A 20,638-nucleotide genomic window follows, 5' to 3' on the forward strand; every position below is an offset into this window, starting at 1 on the left:
ATCGCGAACATTGGCCTTGGACGGGAGAGGCGCCATGGCGGGTTGCGGTCATCTCAACACCATCAACCGGGTCAGGCCGGGGTCGAAGGGCTGCGAGGAATGCCTGAAGACGGGCGGCTGGTGGGTGCATCTGCGCCTGTGCAGGACCTGCGGCCACGTCGGCTGTTGCGATGACAGTCCCAGCCGCCACGCCAGCGCCCACCACCGGGCCACCCAGCACCCGATCATCGAGGGCTATGACCCGCCGGAGGGTTGGGGCTGGTGCTATGTCGATGAAGCGTTCGTCGATCTGCCCGACCAGACGCCGCAGCTGGGGCCGATCCCGAAATTCTTCTGACGTCCCGTAACCGGCGCGATCAGGCGCCGGTCTTCTCGCGCTCGTCTTCTTCCTCCAGCGCCTCGGCGGCTTCCTCGTTGAGGGCCTGACCTTCGCGATGCGGCTTGATGTAGGGTTCGGGCTTGGTGGTGCGGATGTTGCCGCGCATCAGTGAACGCCCGCCTGTGATGCCCTCGACCATCTGGATCGACAGCCGCTCCTCGTCACGACGCCGGACATCCTCGATGGTCTCCCCGGCCTGTTCGTGGGTGAAGCCGAGATCAATCAGCACCTGATAACCGAACACCAGGGCGCTCTCGAAGGTCTCGCGCAGCTGATACTCCACCCCGGCCTGGACCAGACGGATGGCGTGGCCGCGGTCATAGGCCCGCACGAACAGCTTGGTCAGCGGGAACTCCGCCTTACCAGTTCCACGATCTTGTCGGCGTCTTCCTGCTTGTCGACACAGACCAGAATGGTCTCGGCCTTTTCCGCCCCTGACGCCCGCAGCACGTCCAGCCGGGTGCCGTCGCCATAGTAGACCTTGAAGCCGAAATTCCCGGCGGCCTGGATCATCTCCACGTCCATGTCGATGATCGACACGTCCACGTCGCGCGCCAGCAGGGGCTGGGACACGACCTGGGCGAAGCGGCCGAAGCCGATGATCAGCACGCGCTCCCGCAGGTTCTTCGCCTTGTCGACGCCGTCCGCCTCTTCCGGATTCAGGGTCTCGGCGGGCATGAAGCGGCTGACGAGGATGGTGGTGATCGGGGTCAGCATCATCGACAGGATGACCACCGCGCTGGCGATGGCGGCGATACGCCCGTCGAACACGCCGGTCGCCAGCGCCGCGCCGTACAGGACGAAGGCGAACTCCCCGCCTTGGGCGAACAGGACGGCGCGCTCGACCGCCTCGCGCTCGCTGGCCTTGAAGATGCGGGCGACGCCGTAGATGGCGACGGCCTTCACCGCCATGAAGGCGATCACGCCACCGATGACCACCTGCCACTCTGCCAGCACCACCGCGAGGTCCAGCGACATGCCGACGCTGAGGAAGAACAGGCCCAGAAGGATCGCGCGGAAGGGCTCCACATCCGCTTCCAGTTGATGGCGGAAGGTGGATTCCGACAGCAGCACCCCCGCCAGAAAGGCGCCCATGGCCATCGACAGGCCGCCGAGGTCCATCAGCCAGGCGGCGCCGACCACGACCAGCAGAGCCGCCGCCGTCATGACCTCGCGGCCACCGTAGCGAGCGAGGATGCGGAACACCGGGTTCATCAGGAACTTGCCCGCGAACAGCACGATGGCGATGGCTCCGACGGCGAGCAGAAGGGTGCGCCACAGCGGCGGCCCGCCTTCACCGGCCAGTCCCATGACCGAAGCCATCACCGCCACGATCGCCAGCAGCGGCACGATGGCGAGGTCTTCCAGCAGCAGGATGGAGATGGCGCGACTGCCCTGCGGCGAGCCCATCTGGCCCCGCTCGTCCAGCATCTGCATGATGACGGCGGTCGAGCTGAGCACGAAGCCCATGGCGACGATGAAGGACACGGGCGCGGAATAGCCGGCGGCCATGCCGGTCAGGGTCAGCAGCAGCCCGGTGCCCAGCACCTGGGCGGCGCCCAGGCCGAAGATGTCCTTGCGCAGACTCCACAATCGGGTTGGCCGCATCTCCAGTCCGATGATGAACAGGAAGATGACCACCCCGAACTCGGCGACGTGCAGGATCGTCTCCGGTTCCTTGAACAGCCCGACGCCGAACGGGCCGATGGCCAGACCGGCCGCCAGATAGCCCAGCACGGAACCCAGTTGCAGGCGTCGGAACAGCGGCACGGCGACCACGCCCGCCGCCAGCAGGGCCGCAACATGCCCAAGCTCAAGTCCGCCAGCCTCGGCCATGCGTCATCCCCTTTCGCGAATGCCCATAGTGGGGGTTGGCGGCCTGAATCGCCACCCCCGTAACGTCAGGCTTCGTCAGGATCGCGCGCCACAGTTTGGCCTGACCTTCACTGGCCAGATGAGCGAACCAGCAAGGGGAGAGACGCAATGACCGACCGTCCGTTGAAGTCCGCCGTCGTCGTGGCGATGAGCGCCCTGATGACCATCGGCGCCGCACCCGCGCCGATCAACGCCCCGCAACGAAATCTCGCCCGGGACGGCGAGGTGTCCGCCGCCGCCTGCGCCGAGGTCGGCATTACGCTGCGAACGCCGGACAGACCGGTGGCCGCGCCGCCTCGTCTGCAGGTGCGCCCGGCGCCGACGCCCCCTCCCCCCGCCGCGGAGGCCACCCAGATCGATGAAGTCGTCGTCACCGGAGCGCGTGTGCAGCGCGATCCGACCACGTCGCCCACGCCCTTGATAACCGTCACCAGAGAGGAACTGATGACGACGGGCCAGAGCACCGTCGTCGACTATCTGGCCACTGTGCCGGCCGCCTCAAACTCGGTCGTTGCGGGCGCGCCGCCGCCCGCTGTCCATGCCGACACCGAGCGCTATCCCGACGCACGCCCCAATCCGGTCCACCGGGTCGCTGACCAGCCGGTCTCGACCTTCTCCATCGACGTGGACACCGCCAGCTATTCGAACACCCGCCGCTTCATCAACGAAGGCCGCACGCCGCCCGCCGATGCGGTCCGGGTCGAGGAGCTGGTCAATTATTTCGACTATGGCTACGCCCGTCCCCGCTCGGCGCGGGAGCCGTTCGCGGTCACGACGGTGGTCGCTGCCTCGCCCTGGTCGCCGGGGCGTCAGATCGTGCATGTCGGGCTACAGGGTTATGAGTTGCCCGACGCCGAGCGTCGGCCGCTGAACCTGACCTTCCTGGTGGACGTCTCCGGCTCGATGGGCAGTCAGGACAAGCTGGATCTGGCGCAAAAGTCGATGAACCTGATCATCGACCGGCTGCGTCCGCAGGACCGCGTCGCCGTCACCTACTACGCCGAAGGCGCCGGTACGACCCTGGCCCCGACGCCGGGCGACCAGAAGCTGAAACTGCGCTGCGCGGTCGCCAGCCTTTACGCCTCGGGCGGCACCGCCGGGGCGACCGGCATGACCAACGCCTACGATCAGGCCCAGGTCAGTTTCGCCCGGGACAAGGTCAACCGCATCCTGATGTTCACGGACGGCGACTTCAACGTCGGCCAGACGAACAACCAGCGTCTTGAGGACTACGTCGCCGCCAGGCGCGAGACCGGCATCTACCTGTCCGTCTACGGCTTCGGCCGGGGCAACTACCAGGACGAACGGATGCAGACCATCGCACAGGCCGGGAACGGCACGGCGGCCTACGTCGATGGTCTGAACGAGGCGCGCCGCCTGTTCGGGCCGATGTTTGACCGGGGCGCCTTCCCCATCGCCGACGATGTGAAGATCCAGGTCGAGTTCAACCCCGCCCGCGTCGCCGAGTACCGCCTGATCGGCTACGAGACCCGCCTGCTGAACGAGGCCGACTTCAATAATGACCGCGTGGATGCGGGCGAGGTCGGGTCCGGCGCCTCGGTCACGGCCCTGTATGAAATCACCCCGGTCGGAGGCCCGAGCCAGATCCCCGAGCGCCGCTACGACCAGAACCGGGTCGGTGTCGGCGGCGGTGATGCATCGGGTGAGCTCGGCTTCGTACAGGTGCGCTACAAACTGCCCGGACAGGATCGTTCGCGCCTGATCCAGCAGGTGGTGTCGAACCGCGGGCGATCGGCCGCCTCGGCCCAGCCGCCGGAGAGCACCCGCTGGGCCATCGCGGTCGCGGCCTTCGGCCAGCGCCTGCGCGGCGACCCGTGGATGCCCGCCCAATATGGCTGGAACGAGATCGTGGAACAGGCGCAAGGCGCGCGTGGGCAGGACCCCTGGGGCGGCCGGGCCGAGTTCGTGCAACTGGTCCGCGCCGCGCAGGGTCTGCCGACCGGGCAGGCGGCGCCGTAGCCGTTTCCCGCCACCACTGACATGGCGTGGCGGGAGAGTTCCGGTAGGCTGCCTGCGTGACCGAAACGATCAGCCTCAGGACCGCCCGCCGCATCGCCCTGGCCGCGCAAGGTTTCGGACGGCTTCGTCCCGGTTCGCCGGGGCGGAGCCATGTCCGCGATCTCGTCCGCAAGCTGGGCGTGGTGCAGATCGACAGCGTCAATGTGGTGACGCGCACCCACTACCTGCCCGGCTTCTCACGCCTCGGACACTATCCGCGCGAGGCGCTGGAGGCCGAGGCCTGGGGGCCGAAGCGCAGCCTGTTCGAGTACTGGGGCCATGAGGCCTCGCTGATGCCGATGGAGCTTCAGCCCCTGTTCCGCTGGCGGATGCAGCGGGCGCAGGAGGGCGCGATGTGGACCGGCATCGCCCGCTTCGGACGCGAGCGACGGGACTATATCGACGGGGTGCTGGCCGAGATCCAACGGCGCGGGCCGGTCACCGGCGGCGACTTCGCGAGCGGCCCACGCGGACAACCGGGCTGGTGGGAGTGGTCGGACGGCAAGCGGGCGCTGGAGTGGTTGTTCTGGGCCGGGATGATCACGACCAAGACCCGCAATGGCTTCGAGCGGGTCTATGATTTGACCGAACGCGCCCTGCCCGCTCGCATCATCGACCTGCCAACGCCGGACGAGGCGGACGCCCAGCGCGAGCTGGTGCGTATCGCGGCGCGGGCGCTGGGGGTGGCGACCGAAGCGGACCTGCGCGACTGGTTCCGAATGCCGGTGGCCGAGACGAAGGCCCGGATCGCCGAACTGGTCGAGGCGGGCGAATTGACCCCGGTGCAGGTCAAGGGCTGGCGGCAGATCGCGTATCTGGCCCCCGACGCCAGGACGCCGCGCAAGGTGACGGGACAGGCCCTGCTGTCGCCGTTCGACAACCTGATCTGGGCGCGCGACCGCACCGAGCGGCTGTTCGGCGTGCGGGTGCGGCTGGAGATATACACCCCCGCCCACAAGCGCGAGCACGGGTACTATGTCCTGCCTTTCCTTGAGGACGAGGCGATCACCGCGCGGGTCGATCTGAAGTCCGACCGCAAGGCCGGGGTGCTGCTGGTGCAGGCCGCCTGGCGCGAGCCGGACACCACCCCTGACACCCCCATGCGCCTTGCGACTGAACTGAAGTTGATGGCCGGCTGGCTGGGGCTGGACCGCGTGAAGGTCGTCGGCAAGGGCGATCTGGCGGAGGCCCTGGAGAGCGCGCTCTGAGAAAAGGGGAGGCGCGCCCTTGATTAAGTGGACACCAGTGTCCACTTAGCCGCGATCATGGAACGTCCCCTCAGAAAAGACGCCGCGGATCGACGCGCCGCGTTGCTGGGCGCCGCCCGCGCGGTGTTCGCCGAGGAAGGCATCGACGCCCCGCTGGATCGCATCGCCGAACGGGCGGGCGTCGGGCGGGCGACCCTTTACCGGAACTTCCCCGGCCGGACCGAGATCGCCTTGGCGGTGCTGCTGGATGACGTGGCCGAACTGGGCGAGCTGTTCTCGCGGCCGACCGAAACCGACGCCTTCCTCGACTTCCTGACCGACCTGTCCGGACGACTGGTGCGCAACACGGCGCTGGGCGGGGTGGTGCGGGCCTCGCCATCCCCGGACATTCTGGCACCCCTGCGTCAGGCCATGGTCAGGGCGGCCATGCCTTCGCTCAAGCTGTCGCAGACCGCAGGGATCGTTCGCCCTGATCTGAAAGCCTCCGACATCCGGGTTCTGGCCGCCATGCTGGGCGGCGGCATTCACAACGCAAAGCCCGCCGAACGGAACGCCATCGCCCGACGAACGCTGGAGCTTGTGCTGGACGCGGTGAGGGCGCCCGCGGGAGGCGGGGCATGAGCCGTCAGAACTTCAACCTGCCCTGGGCGGAGTACGTCCAGACACTGAAGCCGCACGAGCGGCCGATGTTCCCCGGCTCGCCCGCCACGCCGGATCACACCCTCCCCTATCGCCTGGCCTATTTCACCGTCGGCATGCTGGTCACCGCGACCGGCGGCATCGGCGCGGCCATGGTCACGGCCAACACCCAACAGCTGGCCGGCGCGCTCGGCGTCACCACAACCGAGGCCGCGTGGCTGCCGGTGGTGTTCGTGATGACGAACGCCTGCATGAACCTGCTGCTGGTCAAGTTCCGCATGCAGTACGGCTTGCGGCTGTTCGCCCAGATTTTCCTGATCGCCTACGTCCTGATCGGGTTCGGCGCCCTGTTCTTCGAGGACTACCAATCGACGCTGATCGTCCGGGCCTTCGCGGGCATGGCGTCCGCGGCGCTGACCACGCTGGGCGTCCTCTACACCATTCAGGCCTTCCCGGCGGCGCACCGGTTGAAGGGGCTGGTGCTGGCTATCGGCGCATCGACGCTGGCCGTGCCCGCCGTTCGCATCTTCTCCAACCATCTGGTCGACCTGTCCGAGTGGCGCGGTTTTCACGTCTTCGAACTGGGCCTGTCCCTGTTGTCGCTCGCCGCCGTGTTCGCGCTGAAGGCGCCGCCGTCGGAGCGGTTCAGGGCGTTCGAGAAGCTGGACTTCCTGACCTTCGCCCTGTTTGCGCCGGGGATCGCCCTGCTGTGCGCGGTGCTGGGGCTGGGCCGGATCGTATGGTGGACCGAAGCCCCGTGGGTCGGCTGGGCGCTGGTCGGCTCGATCCTCCTGCTGACCACCGCCGTGGTGATCGAGTACAATCGCAAGACCCCGCTGATTAATCTGAAATGGATGGCCGGACCGGACATCATCCGACTGGCGCTGATCATCGTCGGCATACGGGTGGTGCTGTCGGAGCAAACCTATGGCGCGGTCGGCCTGCTGACCCAGATGGGTCTGGGCCCCGACCAGATGCACGGCCTGTTCCTGCTGATCCTGATCGCCACCGTGGCGGGATCACTGACCAGCGCCTTCACCATGAACCCGGCCAAGCTCTACAAGCCTATCGCCATCGCGCTCGCCATGATCGCGGTCGGGGCCTATCTCGACTCGCATGCGACGGTGCTGACGCGGCCGGCCCAGCTCTATTTCAGCCAGACCCTGCTGGCTTTCGCCGCCGCCTTCTTCATCGGTCCGGCCATGATGAGCGGCGTGGTGCAGGTGCTGCAGAAGGGCGCCCACAACTTCGTCAGCTTCATCGTCATCTTCGGCATCGGCCAGAACGTCGGCGGACTGCTGGGGTCGGCCGTGGTCGGCACGCTCCAGACCGTGCGCGAAAAATTCCACTCCAGCCAGCTGACGGAACAGATCAACCTTGGCGACCCCGACGTCACCCAGCGTCTGCAGCAACTGTCCGGCGCCTATGCCCGGGTGATCGGCGACCCCGCCCTGCGCACCGCCGAAGGCCAGGTCCTGCTGCAACAGCAGATCAGCCAGCAGGCCCATGTGCTGGCCTACAACGACGTCTTCCTGCTGATCGCGGTCTTCGCCGCCATCGGCTGCCTGTGGGTGACCTTCCATCATTTCAGACCCCGCATCGCCGCCCGTCGCGCCGCGCGACAGGCCGCGAGCGTCGACGCCGCATCGGCCGCCGCCGCCATCGACTGACCCCTTTCACGCCCCCCGAACCGTTATCCCCATGACCGACACCACCGCCCCCTCTCCCGCCCCGCAACCGGCGGCCCAACCGGCCCCGCCGCCTCCGGCCACCGCCCCGGTCGAACCGCCGAAGAAGCGCGTTCTGATCAGCGTCCTGCTGATCGCCATCGCGGTGGCCGGGGTGCTGCTGGTGCTGTGGGCTTGGCGACTGCCGCCGTTCACCTCGGGCGTCCAGCACACCGACAATGCCTATGTGCGTGGGCAGGTGACGGTGATCGCCCCGCAGGTGACCGGCTATGTCACATCGGTCGAGGTGCAGGACTTCCAGACGGTGACGCAGGGCCAGCTTCTGGCCACGGTGGATGACCGCATCTATCGCCAGCGTCTGGAGCAGGCGCGGGCCCAACTTCACGCGGCAGAGGCCGCGCTGGCCAACTCGACCCAGACCCGGAACTCGGCCCGCGGCTCCGTCGCCCAGAGCAATGCCAACATCGCCGCCGCCCGCGCCGCCGTCGCCAAGGCGCAGGCCGACCACAACCGCGCCCGCACCCTGTTCGAGGGCGGCTGGGTCGCGCAGGCGCAGGTGGACGTGACCCGCACCGCCCTTCAGGCCGCGCAGGCCCAGTTGGCGGCGGCGCAGGCCGCCACCGGCATCGCCGAGACCGGCGTGACCTCGGCCATCGTCAGCAGGGGCTCGCTGGAGGCGGCGGTCGAGAACGCCCGCGCCGCCGTGCATCTGGCCGAGATCGACCTGTCCAACACGCGTATCCTCGCGCCGCGCGACGGTCGTCTGGGCGAGATCACCGTGCGGCAGGGCCAGCAGGTCGCCGTCGGCGCCCAGCTGATGGCGCTGGTCCCGGACCGCATATGGGTGACGGCGAACTACAAGGAGAACCAGCTGCGCGACATCCGTGTCGGCCAGCCGGTCGAACTGTCGGTCGATGCGCTGGGCGGCCGCACCCTGACGGGCAAGGTCGAACAGATCGCCCCCGCGACAGGTTCGGAGTTCAGCGTCATCCGCCCCGACAACGCCACCGGCAACTTCACCAAGGTGGCGCAGCGGGTGCCGGTGCGGATCGCGCTTGATCCCGGTCAGGACGGGCTGGACCGTCTGCGCCCCGGCCTGTCGGTGGTGGCGCGGGTGGATACCCGGGCCGGCCGATAACAGTGAAAAGTGAGTGGTGAGTAGTGATTGGAAGGGCGACCGTTCCCGCCCGGCTACTCACCACTCACTCGTCACCACTCACCTGCGCCCTAGACGTCGAACTTCACGCCCTGAGCCAACGGCAGGGCGGAGCTGAAATTCACCGTCTGGGTCTGGCGACGCATATAGGCCTTCCACGCATCCGAGCCGGACTCACGACCGCCGCCGGTGTCCTTCTCGCCGCCGAAGGCCCCGCCGATCTCGGCGCCCGAGGGGCCGATGTTGACGTTGGCGATGCCGCAGTCCGAGCCCCAGGCCGACAGGAATTGCTCGGCCTCTCGCACGCTGTCGGTGAAGACACAGGAGGACAGGCCCTGCGGCACGGCGTTCTGAAGATCGACCGCCTGATTAAAGTCCGTCCAGCTCAGAACATAGAGGATCGGAGCGAAGGTCTCGTGCTCGACCACCGCCGTCTGGGCGGGCATGCGGACGATGGCGGGCTTGACGTAAACGCCCCCGGCCCCGACCCGACCGCCGCCGGTGATGATCTCGCCGCCCTGCTGCACGGCCTGTTCCAGCGCTGCCTCGAAAGCTTCGGCGGCAGGGATGTCGATCAGCGGACCGACCAGCGTCCCGGCCTCGCGCGGATCGCCGATGGGCAGGGTCTCGTAGGCGGCTTTCAGCCGGGCGATCAGCGCATCGGCCACGCTTTCATGCACCAGCAGACGGCGCAGGGTGGTGCAGCGCTGGCCCGCCGTACCGACCGCCGAGAAGGCGACCGCGCGCACGGCCATGTCGAGGTCCGCGCTCGGCGTCACGACCATGGCGTTGTTGCCGCCCAGTTCCAGCAGCGAGCGGCCCAGACGCGCCGCTACCGTCTGCGCCACCGCCTTGCCCATACGGGTCGAACCGGTGGCCGAAACCAGCGGGATGCGGGCGTCGGCGGCCAGCGCTTCGCCTGCCTCGCGCCCGCCGATGACCAGTTGTGACAGACCGTCGGGCGCATCCGCGAACCGGGCCAGCGCCCGCTCGAACACCGCCTGCGTACCCAACGCCGTCAGCGGCGTCTTCTCCGATGGCTTCCAGATCACGGGGTCGCCGCAGACCATCGCCAGACAGGCGTTCCACGCCCACACCGCGACCGGGAAGTTGAACGCCGAGATGACCAGCACCGGGCCCAGCGGCTGATACGTCTCGCGCATGTGGTGGCCCGGCCGTTCGCTGGCCAGCGTCAGGCCGTACAGCTGACGGGACAGGCCGACGGCGAAGTCGCAGATGTCGATCATCTCCTGAACCTCGCCGAGGCCCTCGGACACGATCTTCCCGGCTTCAAGCGTCACCAGTCGGGCGAGGTCGTCTTTCGACGCCCGCAGCTCCTCGCCGAACAGGCGGACCAGCTCTCCACGGCGCGGGGCCGGGACACGCTTCCATGCGCGGAAGGCGTCGACCGAGCGAGCGACGACGTCATCCAGATGCGGCGTCTCGACGACCGATCCGGCGGTCGATCCGTCGATGGGCGAGCGGGTCGGCAGATGGCCGGTCCAGACCGCATCGTCCACGCCCAGTCGCTTAAGGATGGCCTTCGCCTCGTTCGCCGCCGTCATCGTTCTTCTCCCAGCCCCTGAACGGCTGTAGCCCGGTGACGCCCGGGGCGGAAGCGGAACCGCCGCCATGCGCGCGGGTTCTTTAGCGCCCCCCCGACCAAGGAGAGACCCCGATGAAGGTTCGCGATCTGATGAGCAAGGACGTGCAGGTGGCTCGCCCCGGCGACACCCTGCAGGAGGTCGCCCGGCGTATGCACGACGGCGGCTTCGGCTTCATGCCCGTGGCCGACGGCGACGCCCTGATCGGCACGATCACCGACCGCGACATCGTCGTGCGGGCGGTCTCCAGCGGGGTTCCGACCACCGCGCCGGTCGTGGAGTTCATCTCCCGTGATCCCTACACCGCGCAGGACGACGACGATCTGAAAGCCGTTCTGGACGCCATGAGCCAGCGCCAGATCCGTCGCCTGCCGGTGCTGGACAAGAACAAGCGTCTGGTGGGCGTGGTCTCGCTCGGCGACCTGTCGACGCGGGTTAAGGAAAAGTACGCCGGCGAGGCCCTGGAAGACATCTCGCGCAACTGATCCGGCGCGGCGGTTAAGGTCTGCTTCACCCTTTCGCCAAACGGCCTGTTCATCGCCGTGCCCCATGGTGCGCTGTCGCAATAACGGGAGCGGACCATGGCGCGCGCGCAATTCCAGAAGGGCCAGAAGGTCTGGGTCGAGTGCGTCGGCGCATGGGCCCAGATCGAGAAGGTTCAGCCCGTCTGGGCCAAGGGCTTCGAGGAGCCCGTGCGCGTCACCTACGATGTGGGCCTCGGTCGCGAGTTTCTGGGCCACGAACTGCTGCTGCCCGCTGAGGACCCGGCCGCGGATCTGGGCCAGAACTGGCGTCTGATGCGCGCGCGGAACAAATGGCAGGCCGCGGAGGACACCCCCCACCATCCCTTCCCCGGCACCTATCCGGTCGTGGTCACCGACAAGGCCGACTGGGGCGGCTGGCGCGTGCCGGGCGCCGAGTATGACCGCGATCCCGACCAGATCGAATTCCAGGCGCGTCTGATCGCCGCCGCGCCGAAGCTGATGGCGCTGGCGACCCAGTTGCTGGCGTCGGTGGACGAGGCTCCGGACGACGCACCGCCCGAGATGCGCGCCCTCGCCAAGGAGGCCCGGACGGTGCTCAGGAGCATCACCGACATCCTCGCGGCGCCGACCGTCGAGACCACGACGCCGGCGACTTTTCAGGCCGCCTGAGTCCCCCAGAGGCGCAGAGTGCGACTCTCGTGACTCACCCCGTTCGAGAACGTTGATTCAGGGTTAACCCTGCTCGACAGGAATCCGCGACGCAGCCTAGATTCGGGCTTCGTTGTCGAATCGTCCGGGAGAGCGCCTTGCGGGGTGAGGAGCGCCGCATATCACCACAAGGACGGCGCGCCTCCGATCGTGAGCGTGGCGCGCCCGCGTGGCTGCGCATCTCCATCCTCGCGCTGGCGCTGGCGATCACCGCCCATGTGCTGCTGGTGGCGCGCGATGTCGCGACGCCGCACGCCCGATCAACAGGCTTCGCCTTCTCCGACCTGTGGGTGCTGGGGCCGCCCATCGCCATCGGCCTGTTCACCCTCGCCCTCGTGGTCATCATGCAGCGGCGCCAGATGGGCATCAGCCGCGCCTGGGCCGCGTCGGAACGTCGGTTCCGGGGCGCCGTCGAGGCCGCCCATTGCGGGGTCTGGGACTGGGACATCGAAGCCGGGCAGGTGATGATCTCGGACTACATGGCCAGTCTGATGGGAATCGACCGCAGCGGCTCCCTGCCGGAAGAAGTCTTCATGGAGCGCATCCACCCGCGCTACCGCGACGCCGTCCAGCACGCCCTGCGTCAGGCCCAGACCTACGGCTCTTTTGAAGTCAGTTTCCCGGTGCCTGACGAGCACGGTCGCGCCCGCTGGATCGACGCCCGCGGTCAGGCGCGCGGCGAGCGGGGGCAGGACGGGTTCACCTCGGTGCTGGGCGTCGCGCTGGACACCACGGAGGCCCGCCGCGCCAAGGCCCAGGCCCAGTCCGCCGAAGGCCGCCTGCGCGACGGCATCGAAAGCGTAAGCGACGCCTTCGTGCTGTTCGACAAGTCGGGCCGCCTGATCCTGTCCAATCAGGCCTTCCAGGACGCCTTCGCGTTCGAGGAAGGCGTGGTGCGCAAGGGCGCCTACAAACAGGACCTGAACCGCATCGCGGCGCTGGCGATCAAGTCGGAGCAGCCCGCCGCCGGTGGTCGCGCCGGCGCACGCGAAGTCGAACTGGTCGACGGCCGCTGGCTGCAACTGGTCGAGCGCTTCACCTCGGACGGCGGCTCGGTGGTTTCGGCCGCCGACATCACCGCAATCAAGCAGAAGGAAGCCGAGCGTCAGCGCGCGGTCGAGCGTCTGCACGCCACCATCGCCGAACTGGAGGACCGCGAGGAGAAGCTGTCCCTGCTGGCGCGCAAATACGAGGTCGCCATGACCCGGGCCGAGGCCGCCAATCAGGCCAAGTCCGAGTTTCTGGCGAATATGAGCCACGAACTGCGCACCCCGCTGAACGCCATCAACGGCTTCTCGGAGATCATGGCCGGCGAGCTGTTCGGCCCGCTGGGGCACGACAAGTACAAGGGCTACGCCGCGGACATCCTGAAGTCCGGCCAGCACCTGCTCAGCCTGATCAACGATATTCTGGACATGGCCAAGATCGAGGCCGGCAAGTTGACACTGCACTATGAGCAGGTGTCGCTGAAGGAGCTGGTCGAGGACGCCACCCGCCTGATGCGCGGCAAGATCGAGGAAGCCGGACTGAAGCTGGTGGTCGATGCGCCGGAACTGCCGGAGATCGAGGCCGACCATCGTGGGCTGAAGCAGGTGATCCTGAACCTGATCTCGAACGCGGTGAAGTTCACGCCCGAGGGCGGCGACATTCTGGTGTCCCTGTCACGGTTGGACGACGACCGTGTGCGGGTGGCGGTGTCCGACACCGGCATCGGCATCGCGCCCGAGGACCTGGCCCGTCTGGCGCGGCCGTTCGAACAGGTCGAGGGTCAGCACTCCAAAACCACGCAGGGCACAGGCCTGGGCTTGGCCCTGACCAAGTCCCTGATCGAACTGCACGGCGGCGAACTGGTGATGGAGAGCGAGCCGGGACGCGGCACGACCGTAAGCTTCGACCTGCCGATCCGTCGCCCGTCGGAGACGACGCAGGCACAGCCCCTGCCCCAGGTCCAGTCCCGAGCCCGCGCGGCCTGACCCTATTTCTTGTCGGCCTGAGGGCCGTCTTGACGATCACGCGGGGCGGTCTTGCCGCGACGGGACAGGATCTGCGAGAGCACGGCGCGGTCCTCGGGCGACAGCGTGCCGAACAGCTGAACCGAGTCCGCCTCAAGCCGGGCGCGTCCGCGCAGTTCCGCCGCGCGGGATTCCCCGAGCAGGGCCCGAACCCGCGCCGGGTCGAACTGGGGGGAGGCCGACAGCTCGATCGCGGCCCGGCGCTTGGACCGCGCCTCCTCGAAGTCGGGCTTCGCGGCCAGCGCGGAGGCCTTCAGTGTCTGACGCACGCGCTGGCGCACCTCCGGGCTGAGCTGTCCGATCAGGCTCATGGTCGAGCCCGTGCGGGCGGGGCGTTGTTGCGCCTCGATCCGGCGCTCGGCGCGCTCATGCGCGACCCAGATCGTCCCCACGGTCGCGATCCCGAACAGGTTCAGCGCGACGGAGGCCGCCAGAGCGATCTTGAGGGTCTTCGGACTCACCCCAGAACCTCCGAGTCATCCACCCCCTGCAGGGTCGACTGATACAGGATCGCGTCAGCCTGGGCGTCGGCGGTCATGTGGGACGTCATGATGACACCGGCGGCGACACCGGCGCAGGCGGCGACCGCCCAGCCGGCGCCGAAGATCAGGGTCAGGCGGTCGAGCCAGCGACGGCCCTGACGGCGCGCCTTCAGTCCGGCTTCAGCCGCCGAGGCGATCACGCGATCCCGCAGCGCCGTTGACAGCCGGGGCGTCGGCGCGGCGTGCAGCAGGGCGTCGACGGCGTCGGCTTCCGCCAGCGCCTCCCGCACGATCTCGGGCCGGGCCTCCATGAAGGCCCGCGCCGCGTCCCGCTCAGCCTCGGGCCAGCGCCGCGCATCGACGCCATAGGCCGAGATCAGGGCGATGAACCGTTCCGCCGTCATCACACTCACGCTCCTTCAGCGTCCGGCCGCATATCGGCCAGAGCCAGTCTCAACGCTCGCCGTCCTCGTGACAGCAGGCTTTCCAACGCCTCGACACTAACCTCCATCAGGGCCGCGGCCTCGATGTTGGTCAACTCCTGATAGTGACACAGGACGATGGCCTCTCTCTGGCGATCCGGCAAACGGGCCAGAGCCGCCTCCACACGCACGCCCACGTCCGCCGCCAGCAATCCCCGATCCGGAGCCGCGCCCTCGTCCGGACGATCCGGCGGCGTGTCCGTGGTGATCTCGCGCCGTCTCCGCAGCCGGTCGTAACAGAGGTTCAGCGCCACCCGGTGCAGCCAGGTGTCGAACCGCGCCTTGCCCGGCGCCCAGCGCGGCGCCTGTCGCCAGGCCCGCAGCATGGCTTCCTGCGCCACGTCCTCGGCCTCGACGGCGTCGCCCAGCATGCGCCGCGCCAGCGACAGCATGCGGGGCAGCTTCCTCGCCACCATGGACTGGATGGCCGCGGGATCGCCTTGACCCACGCGGCGCACCAGATCCTCGTCGGGGTCGGCGATCAGCGCCAATAGGCCCTCGTTCGAACGTCATCGAAAGGGCCGTTCGGCGCAGAACCGGCGTCCCCGACATCTCCTTACTCCGAAGCGGGGTCTTGAGGCGACGCTTCTCGTGCGGCGCGATGTTGCTGCATCCGCTCACGGCCCCGCTCGCGCCCGGCGCGACGTTCCTCCACGCTCAGGAAGCCGTCGCTGTCGGTGTCCAGACGGGTGAAGGCCTGGTCGGCGCGGGCGCGGACATCGGCGATCCGCACCGGTCCCCGCTCGCCGCGCGGACCATGGTCGCGACGCGCATGCTCGGGGCGAGAACGCGCGGCGCCCCGCTCGGCCATGGCGACGAATTCCTCACGGCTAAGCTTGCCGTCGTTGTCAGTATCCAGTCGTTCGAAGCGGGCCCCGGCCCGCTCCTGACGCACGACCATGGCCCGCGCACGGCGTTCCTCACGGGTGACGGTCCCGTCGCCGTCAGCGTCGGCGGCGGCCAGAGGCTGAACGCGGCGCTCCACGAAATCAGTCCGACTAACCGGCGCGTTCGGGGCCGCCTGCGGCGCCGGCTCGATCGGCGGACGCGCGGTCGCAACGCCCGCGGCGGCGGCCAGAGCCACGACGGCAAAGCCGCCGATCAGAAGGGTTCTGCTCATTCGATGATCTCCATGGCCCTGCGGCCTTGTCATCCCTGTCAGGAGATCGAACGCACCGGCGGCTAATCTCCGTCGCGAAGCGGCGGCAGCGCCCTGTCGAACGCCCCGCGCGCGGCGCGGCGGACCTCGGCCAGACGCGCCGTGAGACTGTCGAAATCGGGCGATCCGGCCGCCTCGGCCAACCGTCGCCGAAACCCTTCCGGTTCGTTCGACGGGTCGCCCGCATCGTCAAAGGCGGCGGCCAGCACCTGCCCAAGCGCCTGTTGCAGACGCCAGGCCTCCGCCAGTTCCGGTTCTCCGGTCAGGGCCTCAAGGGTGGAGACCGTCAGCGGCTCTCCGATCGCGGCGGCCTGCAACTGGCTGACCTGGGCCACGAACTCGGCATCGACCTGACCGCCGGGCGCCAGCTTGAGATCCCACGCCCCCTGCCCCGGTCGCTCGCGCTCCATCAGATCCCGCATCCGCCGGGCGTCGGCGGCGATGTTCACGCCCGGTCGCGGTCGACGCAGGATCGCCTCCAGCATGGCGGTGACCTCGGTCCCGAAGGCCTTGTCGTCCGTCCAGACCACACGAGCGCGCGTCAGGGCCATGAACTCCCATGTGTCGCCTTCAGCCGCATAGTAGTCGCGCAGAGCCGACAGCCGCAGGGAGACCGGGCCCTTGGCCGCGCCCGGACGCAGCCGCATGTCCACCTCATAAAGCCCGCCCTCGGCGGTGTGGGCGGACAGGGCCGCGATCAGCCGCTGGGTGAACCGGGAATAGAAGACCCCCGCCGCCCATCCCTTGCCCGACGACACGACATCCGCCGGCGCCTCGTACAGGGTCATCAGGTCCAGATCGGAGCTGGCCCGCATCTCACGCGATCCGGCCTTGCCCAGGGCGATCACGGCGACCCGACCGCCGGGCAGGGTTCCGCCCTGCCGCTCCGCCTCGGCGAGGGCCGCCGGCGCCAGCGCCGCCATCACCGCGTCCGCAAGCTTGGTCAGCGCCTGTCCCGCCGCCTCCGGCCCGGCCCGTCCGGTCAGGATCTGCAGGCCGATACGGAACATCTGATCCCGGTGGATGCGGCGCACGGCGTTCATCGCCGCCTCGAAATCAGGCGCGGCTTCGGCCTCGGCCAGCATCTGCTCGGTCAGGCCAGAGTCTTCCTCCAGATCGCGGGCGAAGCGGGCGTCCAGCATGCTGTCCAGCGCCGCCGGATATCGCCCCAGCGCCCGCGCCAGACGCGGGGCGAAGGCCATGACTCCGACCACCAGTTCGAACAGGCGCGGCTGATTGAGGAACAGGGCCTGCACCTGCACGCCGGCGTTAAGTCCGGCGAAGAAGACGGCGAAGCGGCGGAAGGCGTCGTCGGCCGCCCCGGTGTCCGCCAGCGCGGTCAGCAGGCGGGGCGCCAGCCGGGTGAACAACTCCCGTCCGCGCGCGGTGCGGGTCGCGGGGATGCGGCCGTGGTGCCAGCTGCGGATGGTGTCCGCGACGGTCGCGGGCTCCGGGAAGCCCATGCGCGCGAGTGTCTCCAGCGTCTCCGGATCATTCTCGACCCCGGTGAAGACCAGCGAGCCATAGGGCGACGACAGTTCCTCCTCGCCCTCGAACAGTTCGCCGTAGCGGCGATTCACCCCGACCAGCAGGACCTCGACCCGGGCGTCGAAGGCCGCCAGATCGCCCTCCCCGGCCAGTGCGCCGACGGCGGCGCGACGGACCGGATCGACCGGCAGGCTGTGCGTCTGCTCATCGTCCAGCATCTGGACCCGATGCTCCAGCCCGCGCAGTTCGACATAGGCGGCGGTCAGTTCCTCGCAGACCCCGGCCTCGATATGACCGTCGTCACGCAGGGCGGCCAGCGCCTCGACAGTGCGTGGCTTCCGCAGCTTCGCATTGCGGCCGCCGAGGATCAGTTGCTGGGTCTGGGCGAAGAACTCGATCTCGCGGATGCCGCCGCGCCCGAGCTTCAGATTGGCCCCGGCGGCCTCCAGTCCCTCGCCGGTCTTGTGGACATGGATCTGTCGCTTGATGGACTGGATGTCCAGGATGGCCGGATAGTCGAGACTGCGCCGCCAGATGAAGGGCGCCAGCGCCTTGATGAAGGCCTTGCCCTCGCGGATATCCCCGAGCATGGCGCGCGCCTTGATGAAGGCCGCCCGCTCCCAGTTCTGGCCGACGCCCTCGTAATAGGTCAGGGCGAAGGGCACGGCGACGACCGGCGGGGTCGAGGACGGGTCCGGGCGCAGGCGAAGGTCCACCCGGAAAACATAGCCGTCGCCGGTCCGCTCCTGCATCAGGGTGGCGAAGGCGTGGGCCAGCCGATCCACGAACCGCTGGGGCTCCACGCCGTCGGCCAGGGCGGTGATGAGCACCTCCGGCGCCCAGAACAGACTGATGTCGATATCCGACGAGTAGTTCAGTTCGTCCGCGCCATGCTTGCCCATGGCCAGACCGAACAGGCCGGGGACCGGCCCTCGCTTGTCATCCGCCTTCGAGATCAGCTTGCCCCGCTCGCGTTGGTCATGCGCGACGGCGGACAGGGCGGCGCGGGACGAGATGTCGGCGAACCGGCTCAGGGCGACGGTGACCTGATCCAGATCCCACACCCCGCCGAGATCGGCGAGGGCGGTCAGCAGATGCAGTTCCCCCTTCAACCGCCGCAGGGGCGAGCGCACATCGTCCGCGCCCCCGGTCAGGCCGCCGGTGCGCCGAAGCACATCCGCCAGACGCATATCCGGTCCCTGCTCCAGCAGGGCGCGCAGGGTGTCAGGCCAGCGCCGGGCGATGCCGAACAGGTAGGGGGAGGCGGCGAAGATCGGCTCCAGCGCCGCCCAGCTTCCCTCCAGCGTCTCTCGCCAGCCGCCGTCGTCCGCGGCCTGGGACAGACGCTCATGCGCCCGGGCGGCGGCGGCTTGATCCAGCACCGGCCCGCAGGGCTTCAGCGCCGCGACGGCCTGAGCGGCGTCCGTCATGCCTCCGCCGCCGGCAGGACCAGCGCCACGCGCAGGCCGGGGCCGGAGCCTTCATAGGCGCCGGGACCTTCATCCAGGGTGATGCGCCCGCCGTGGGCCTCCATCACCGCGCCGACCAGCGACAGGCCCAGACCCGAGCCGGGCTCGGTGCGGCTGTTGTCCAGACGGACGAAGCGCTGGATGACGCGCTCGCGGTCTTCCTCGGGCACGCCCGGACCGGTGTCGGTGACCGAGAACTCGATCTCGCCGGACGAGCGCCGCCGGGCGCGCAGCATGACCGCCCCGCCCACGGGCGTGTACTTGATCGCATTGTCGATGATGTTGGCCAACGCCTGCGCCAGGAAAGGCTGGTTGGCGTTGACCGTCAGGCCGCGCTCGATCTCGGCCGAGAACTCCAGCCCCTTGTCCTCGCTGGCGGGTTCGTAGAGCTCGGCCATGTCGGCGGCCAGATCCGCCGCGTCGAACAGGGCGGGGTCGGGGATGCGCCCCGAACCGGCGGCGGCCTGAAGCCGGGCGATGGCCAGAACGGTGTTGAAGGTCTTCAGCAGGTCGTCGGCCTCGGACAGGGCCAGCTCCAGCGCCTCGGTTCCGTCGATCTTGCCCGCCTCGGCATCGATCAGCGCCACCTCCAGCTTGGCCCGCATCCGGGTCAGGGGCGAGCGCAGGTCGTGGGCGATGGCGTCACCGGCGTGGCGGATGGAGGCCATCGAGCTCTCAAGCTGATCCAGCATCCCGTTGAGGCCCTGCCCCAGCTCGTCCCACTCGTCGCCCGAGTTGCGGACCACGGCGCGCGCCTTGAGGTCGCCCTCCTGCACGGCGGCGACGACGCCCTTCAGCCGCCCCATGGCGCGTTCCAGATTGCGGCTGACCAGCAGCCCGCCCGCAAGCCCGAGCAGCAGAACGATGCCCATCGCCCCCCAGAGCGCCTGCGTCAGCCGGCCCAGATAGGCCTCGATGTCGCCCATCGACTGACCGACGAACAGCATCTCCCCGCCCGACAGCCGAACCTGCACGCCCCGCACCTGCGGCCGGATCACCCGCCCGTCGGGAAGGTTGTCGGTCATGGGGAAGGTCACCCACTGGACGCCCTGATTGTATTGCTCGATCGGGGACATGGTCAGGCTGCCGGTGATCCGGCTGCCGTCCCGCTCCATCAGCAGATAGACGAAGCTGCTGCGGGTCAGGGTCCGGTCGATCAGCGCCCGGTTCACGGCGTCCAGACCGCGCTGGTCATAGATGCCGCGCAGCACCTGAAGCTCGCCCCGCACATCCTGCTCGGCCCGAACCCGCGCCTCGTTGGCCGAGGCGATATAGACATAGGCCAGCACCGCGCTGGCCGCCGCGGCGAACAGGGCGACGAACAACAGGGTCAGCCGGAACGGCGTCCGACGAAGGAGGGAGGGCAGACGCACTAGGCTTCTCCCTCCCCGGCACGGGGAGGGTGGTCGGCGCGCAGCGACGACCGGGTGGGGCGGGCAAGGCAACGCATCCGCACCTGTTCAATCACTTCCTGAACCCTGTCCCGCACAGCCTCATTACTCACCCGAAACGTCAGAAAGCCCAGCCGCGCAAGCACCGCATCCCTGACCCGATCCTTGCGCGCCCGGTCTTCATCTCTGTGCGATGCTCCATCGACTTCAATGATCACAGCTCGATCCAGACACACGAAGTCGGGAATGTATCCCCGCTCCGGGTGCTGCCTTCGGAAAGGCAGACCTTCCTGACGAAGCTTACGCAGCCTCACCCAGAGCCGCGCTTCGGCGGGCGTCATTGCCTTCCTGAGGGCCCTTGCCCTGGCGATGACGGCCATGTTGCCTTAGCCCT

At 68.8% G+C, this 20,638-nt stretch carries 19 protein-coding genes; 9 read left to right on the forward strand and 10 right to left on the reverse strand.

What is annotated here, in order from left to right; all coding sequences use genetic code 11:
- Nucleotides 1-34: 34 nt before the first annotated feature.
- Nucleotides 35-337 carry a UBP-type zinc finger domain-containing protein gene (locus ACODRV_RS10315; RefSeq protein WP_488908256.1) on the forward strand — a complete coding sequence of 101 codons (303 nt, stop codon included), beginning with the start codon at nt 35-37 and terminating at the stop codon, nt 335-337.
- A 19-nt stretch (nt 338-356) separates the two neighbouring features.
- On the opposite strand, the gene ACODRV_RS10320 is transcribed toward ACODRV_RS10315, so the two are convergent.
- Together ACODRV_RS10320 and ACODRV_RS10325 are read right to left on the reverse strand one after the other, a co-directional pair.
- Nucleotides 357-710 carry a hypothetical protein gene (locus ACODRV_RS10320; RefSeq protein ID WP_488908257.1) on the reverse strand — a complete coding sequence of 118 codons (354 nt, stop codon included), beginning with the start codon at nt 708-710 and terminating at the stop codon, nt 357-359.
- Between the two features lie 11 nt (nt 711-721).
- On the reverse strand, nt 722-2,215 hold the full coding sequence (locus ACODRV_RS10325; protein WP_488908258.1) for a monovalent cation:proton antiporter-2 (CPA2) family protein: 1,494 nt from the start codon (nt 2,213-2,215) through the stop codon (nt 722-724).
- A gap of 147 nt (nt 2,216-2,362) precedes the next feature.
- Between ACODRV_RS10325 and ACODRV_RS10330 the strand changes: the two genes are divergently transcribed.
- The 5 genes from ACODRV_RS10330 to ACODRV_RS10350 are packed head-to-tail and all read left to right on the forward strand — an operon-like array spanning nt 2,363 to nt 8,946.
- Nucleotides 2,363-4,234 carry a vWA domain-containing protein gene (locus tag ACODRV_RS10330; protein ID WP_488908259.1) on the forward strand — a complete coding sequence of 624 codons (1,872 nt, stop codon included), beginning with the start codon at nt 2,363-2,365 and terminating at the stop codon, nt 4,232-4,234.
- Between the two features lie 56 nt (nt 4,235-4,290).
- Nucleotides 4,291-5,481 (forward strand): winged helix-turn-helix domain-containing protein, encoded by a 1,191-nt coding sequence (locus ACODRV_RS10335; protein WP_488908260.1) that lies wholly within the window; start codon nt 4,291-4,293, stop codon nt 5,479-5,481.
- Between the two features lie 57 nt (nt 5,482-5,538).
- A complete protein-coding gene (locus ACODRV_RS10340) occupies nt 5,539-6,102 on the forward strand; it encodes a TetR/AcrR family transcriptional regulator (protein ID WP_488908261.1) in 564 nt (187 codons plus the stop codon).
- Entirely contained in the window at nt 6,099-7,790 is a 1,692-nt protein-coding gene (locus tag ACODRV_RS10345; protein ID WP_488908262.1) for an MFS transporter, read from the forward strand. The genes ACODRV_RS10340 and ACODRV_RS10345 overlap by 4 nt, the downstream gene beginning before the upstream one ends.
- 31 nt (nt 7,791-7,821) lie before the next feature.
- Nucleotides 7,822-8,946 (forward strand): HlyD family secretion protein, encoded by a 1,125-nt coding sequence (locus ACODRV_RS10350; protein ID WP_141627631.1) that lies wholly within the window; start codon nt 7,822-7,824, stop codon nt 8,944-8,946.
- Between the two features lie 89 nt (nt 8,947-9,035).
- Here ACODRV_RS10350 and amaB read toward each other — a convergent pair whose 3' ends face one another.
- Nucleotides 9,036-10,529: an L-piperidine-6-carboxylate dehydrogenase gene (amaB, locus tag ACODRV_RS10355; RefSeq protein WP_141627632.1), complete on the reverse strand. Its 1,494-nt coding sequence runs from the start codon at nt 10,527-10,529 to the stop codon at nt 9,036-9,038.
- Between the two features lie 113 nt (nt 10,530-10,642).
- On the opposite strand from amaB, the gene ACODRV_RS10360 reads away from it, so the two are divergent.
- From ACODRV_RS10360 to ACODRV_RS10370, 3 genes are all read left to right on the forward strand, one after another.
- Nucleotides 10,643-11,053 (forward strand): CBS domain-containing protein, encoded by a 411-nt coding sequence (locus ACODRV_RS10360; RefSeq protein WP_488908263.1) that lies wholly within the window; start codon nt 10,643-10,645, stop codon nt 11,051-11,053.
- A gap of 96 nt (nt 11,054-11,149) precedes the next feature.
- On the forward strand, nt 11,150-11,722 hold the full coding sequence (locus ACODRV_RS10365; protein WP_488908264.1) for a hypothetical protein: 573 nt from the start codon (nt 11,150-11,152) through the stop codon (nt 11,720-11,722).
- A 137-nt stretch (nt 11,723-11,859) separates the two neighbouring features.
- Nucleotides 11,860-13,734: a PAS domain-containing sensor histidine kinase gene (locus ACODRV_RS10370; protein WP_488908265.1), complete on the forward strand. Its 1,875-nt coding sequence runs from the start codon at nt 11,860-11,862 to the stop codon at nt 13,732-13,734.
- A 2-nt stretch (nt 13,735-13,736) separates the two neighbouring features.
- Here the strand turns inward: ACODRV_RS10370 and ACODRV_RS10375 are convergent, their stop codons facing one another.
- From ACODRV_RS10375 to ACODRV_RS10405, 7 genes are all read right to left on the reverse strand, one after another.
- Nucleotides 13,737-14,234, reverse strand: coding sequence for a periplasmic heavy metal sensor (locus tag ACODRV_RS10375; protein WP_141627635.1), 498 nt, complete (start codon nt 14,232-14,234; stop codon nt 13,737-13,739).
- Nucleotides 14,231-14,659: a hypothetical protein gene (locus ACODRV_RS10380; protein WP_488908396.1), complete on the reverse strand. Its 429-nt coding sequence runs from the start codon at nt 14,657-14,659 to the stop codon at nt 14,231-14,233. Before ACODRV_RS10380 ends, ACODRV_RS10375 begins: the two co-directional genes overlap by 4 nt.
- Before the next feature lie 5 nt (nt 14,660-14,664).
- Nucleotides 14,665-15,228 carry an RNA polymerase sigma factor gene (locus tag ACODRV_RS10385; RefSeq protein ID WP_141627636.1) on the reverse strand — a complete coding sequence of 188 codons (564 nt, stop codon included), beginning with the start codon at nt 15,226-15,228 and terminating at the stop codon, nt 14,665-14,667.
- Nucleotides 15,229-15,293: 65 nt separating this feature from the next.
- Nucleotides 15,294-15,857, reverse strand: a complete 564-nt coding sequence (locus ACODRV_RS10390) for an EF-hand domain-containing protein (RefSeq protein ID WP_488908266.1) — start codon at nt 15,855-15,857, stop codon at nt 15,294-15,296.
- A 62-nt stretch (nt 15,858-15,919) separates the two neighbouring features.
- The gene (locus tag ACODRV_RS10395) at nt 15,920-18,814 is read right to left on the reverse strand and encodes a bifunctional [glutamine synthetase] adenylyltransferase/[glutamine synthetase]-adenylyl-L-tyrosine phosphorylase (RefSeq protein WP_488908267.1); all 2,895 of its coding nucleotides are present in this window, start codon (nt 18,812-18,814) and stop codon (nt 15,920-15,922) included.
- Complete coding sequence (locus ACODRV_RS10400) at nt 18,811-20,226, reverse strand: sensor histidine kinase (protein ID WP_488908268.1); 1,416 nt, start codon at nt 20,224-20,226, stop codon at nt 18,811-18,813. Before ACODRV_RS10400 ends, ACODRV_RS10395 begins: the two co-directional genes overlap by 4 nt.
- Entirely contained in the window at nt 20,226-20,624 is a 399-nt protein-coding gene (locus tag ACODRV_RS10405; protein WP_488908269.1) for an endonuclease domain-containing protein, read from the reverse strand. The genes ACODRV_RS10400 and ACODRV_RS10405 overlap by 1 nt, the downstream gene beginning before the upstream one ends.
- Between the last annotated feature and the right edge of the window lie 14 nt (nt 20,625-20,638).

It is taken from the genome of Brevundimonas sp. FG8 (assembly GCF_057808845.1).

Coding starts and splice junctions, on each gene's coding strand:
- ACODRV_RS10315 (WP_488908256.1), top strand. CDS start 35: ATGGCGGGTTGCGGTCATCTCAACACCATCAACCGGGTCAGGCCGGGG.
- ACODRV_RS10325 (WP_488908258.1), bottom strand. CDS start 2,215: ATGGCCGAGGCTGGCGGACTTGAGCTTGGGCATGTTGCGGCCCTGCTG.
- ACODRV_RS10330 (WP_488908259.1), top strand. CDS start 2,363: ATGACCGACCGTCCGTTGAAGTCCGCCGTCGTCGTGGCGATGAGCGCC.
- ACODRV_RS10340 (WP_488908261.1), top strand. CDS start 5,539: ATGGAACGTCCCCTCAGAAAAGACGCCGCGGATCGACGCGCCGCGTTG.
- ACODRV_RS10345 (WP_488908262.1), top strand. CDS start 6,099: ATGAGCCGTCAGAACTTCAACCTGCCCTGGGCGGAGTACGTCCAGACA.
- ACODRV_RS10350 (WP_141627631.1), top strand. CDS start 7,822: ATGACCGACACCACCGCCCCCTCTCCCGCCCCGCAACCGGCGGCCCAA.
- amaB (WP_141627632.1), bottom strand. CDS start 10,529: ATGACGGCGGCGAACGAGGCGAAGGCCATCCTTAAGCGACTGGGCGTG.
- ACODRV_RS10360 (WP_488908263.1), top strand. CDS start 10,643: ATGAAGGTTCGCGATCTGATGAGCAAGGACGTGCAGGTGGCTCGCCCC.
- ACODRV_RS10365 (WP_488908264.1), top strand. CDS start 11,150: ATGGCGCGCGCGCAATTCCAGAAGGGCCAGAAGGTCTGGGTCGAGTGC.
- ACODRV_RS10380 (WP_488908396.1), bottom strand. CDS start 14,659: ATGACGGCGGAACGGTTCATCGCCCTGATCTCGGCCTATGGCGTCGAT.
- ACODRV_RS10390 (WP_488908266.1), bottom strand. CDS start 15,857: ATGAGCAGAACCCTTCTGATCGGCGGCTTTGCCGTCGTGGCTCTGGCC.
- ACODRV_RS10395 (WP_488908267.1), bottom strand. CDS start 18,814: ATGACGGACGCCGCTCAGGCCGTCGCGGCGCTGAAGCCCTGCGGGCCG.
- ACODRV_RS10405 (WP_488908269.1), bottom strand. CDS start 20,624: ATGGCCGTCATCGCCAGGGCAAGGGCCCTCAGGAAGGCAATGACGCCC.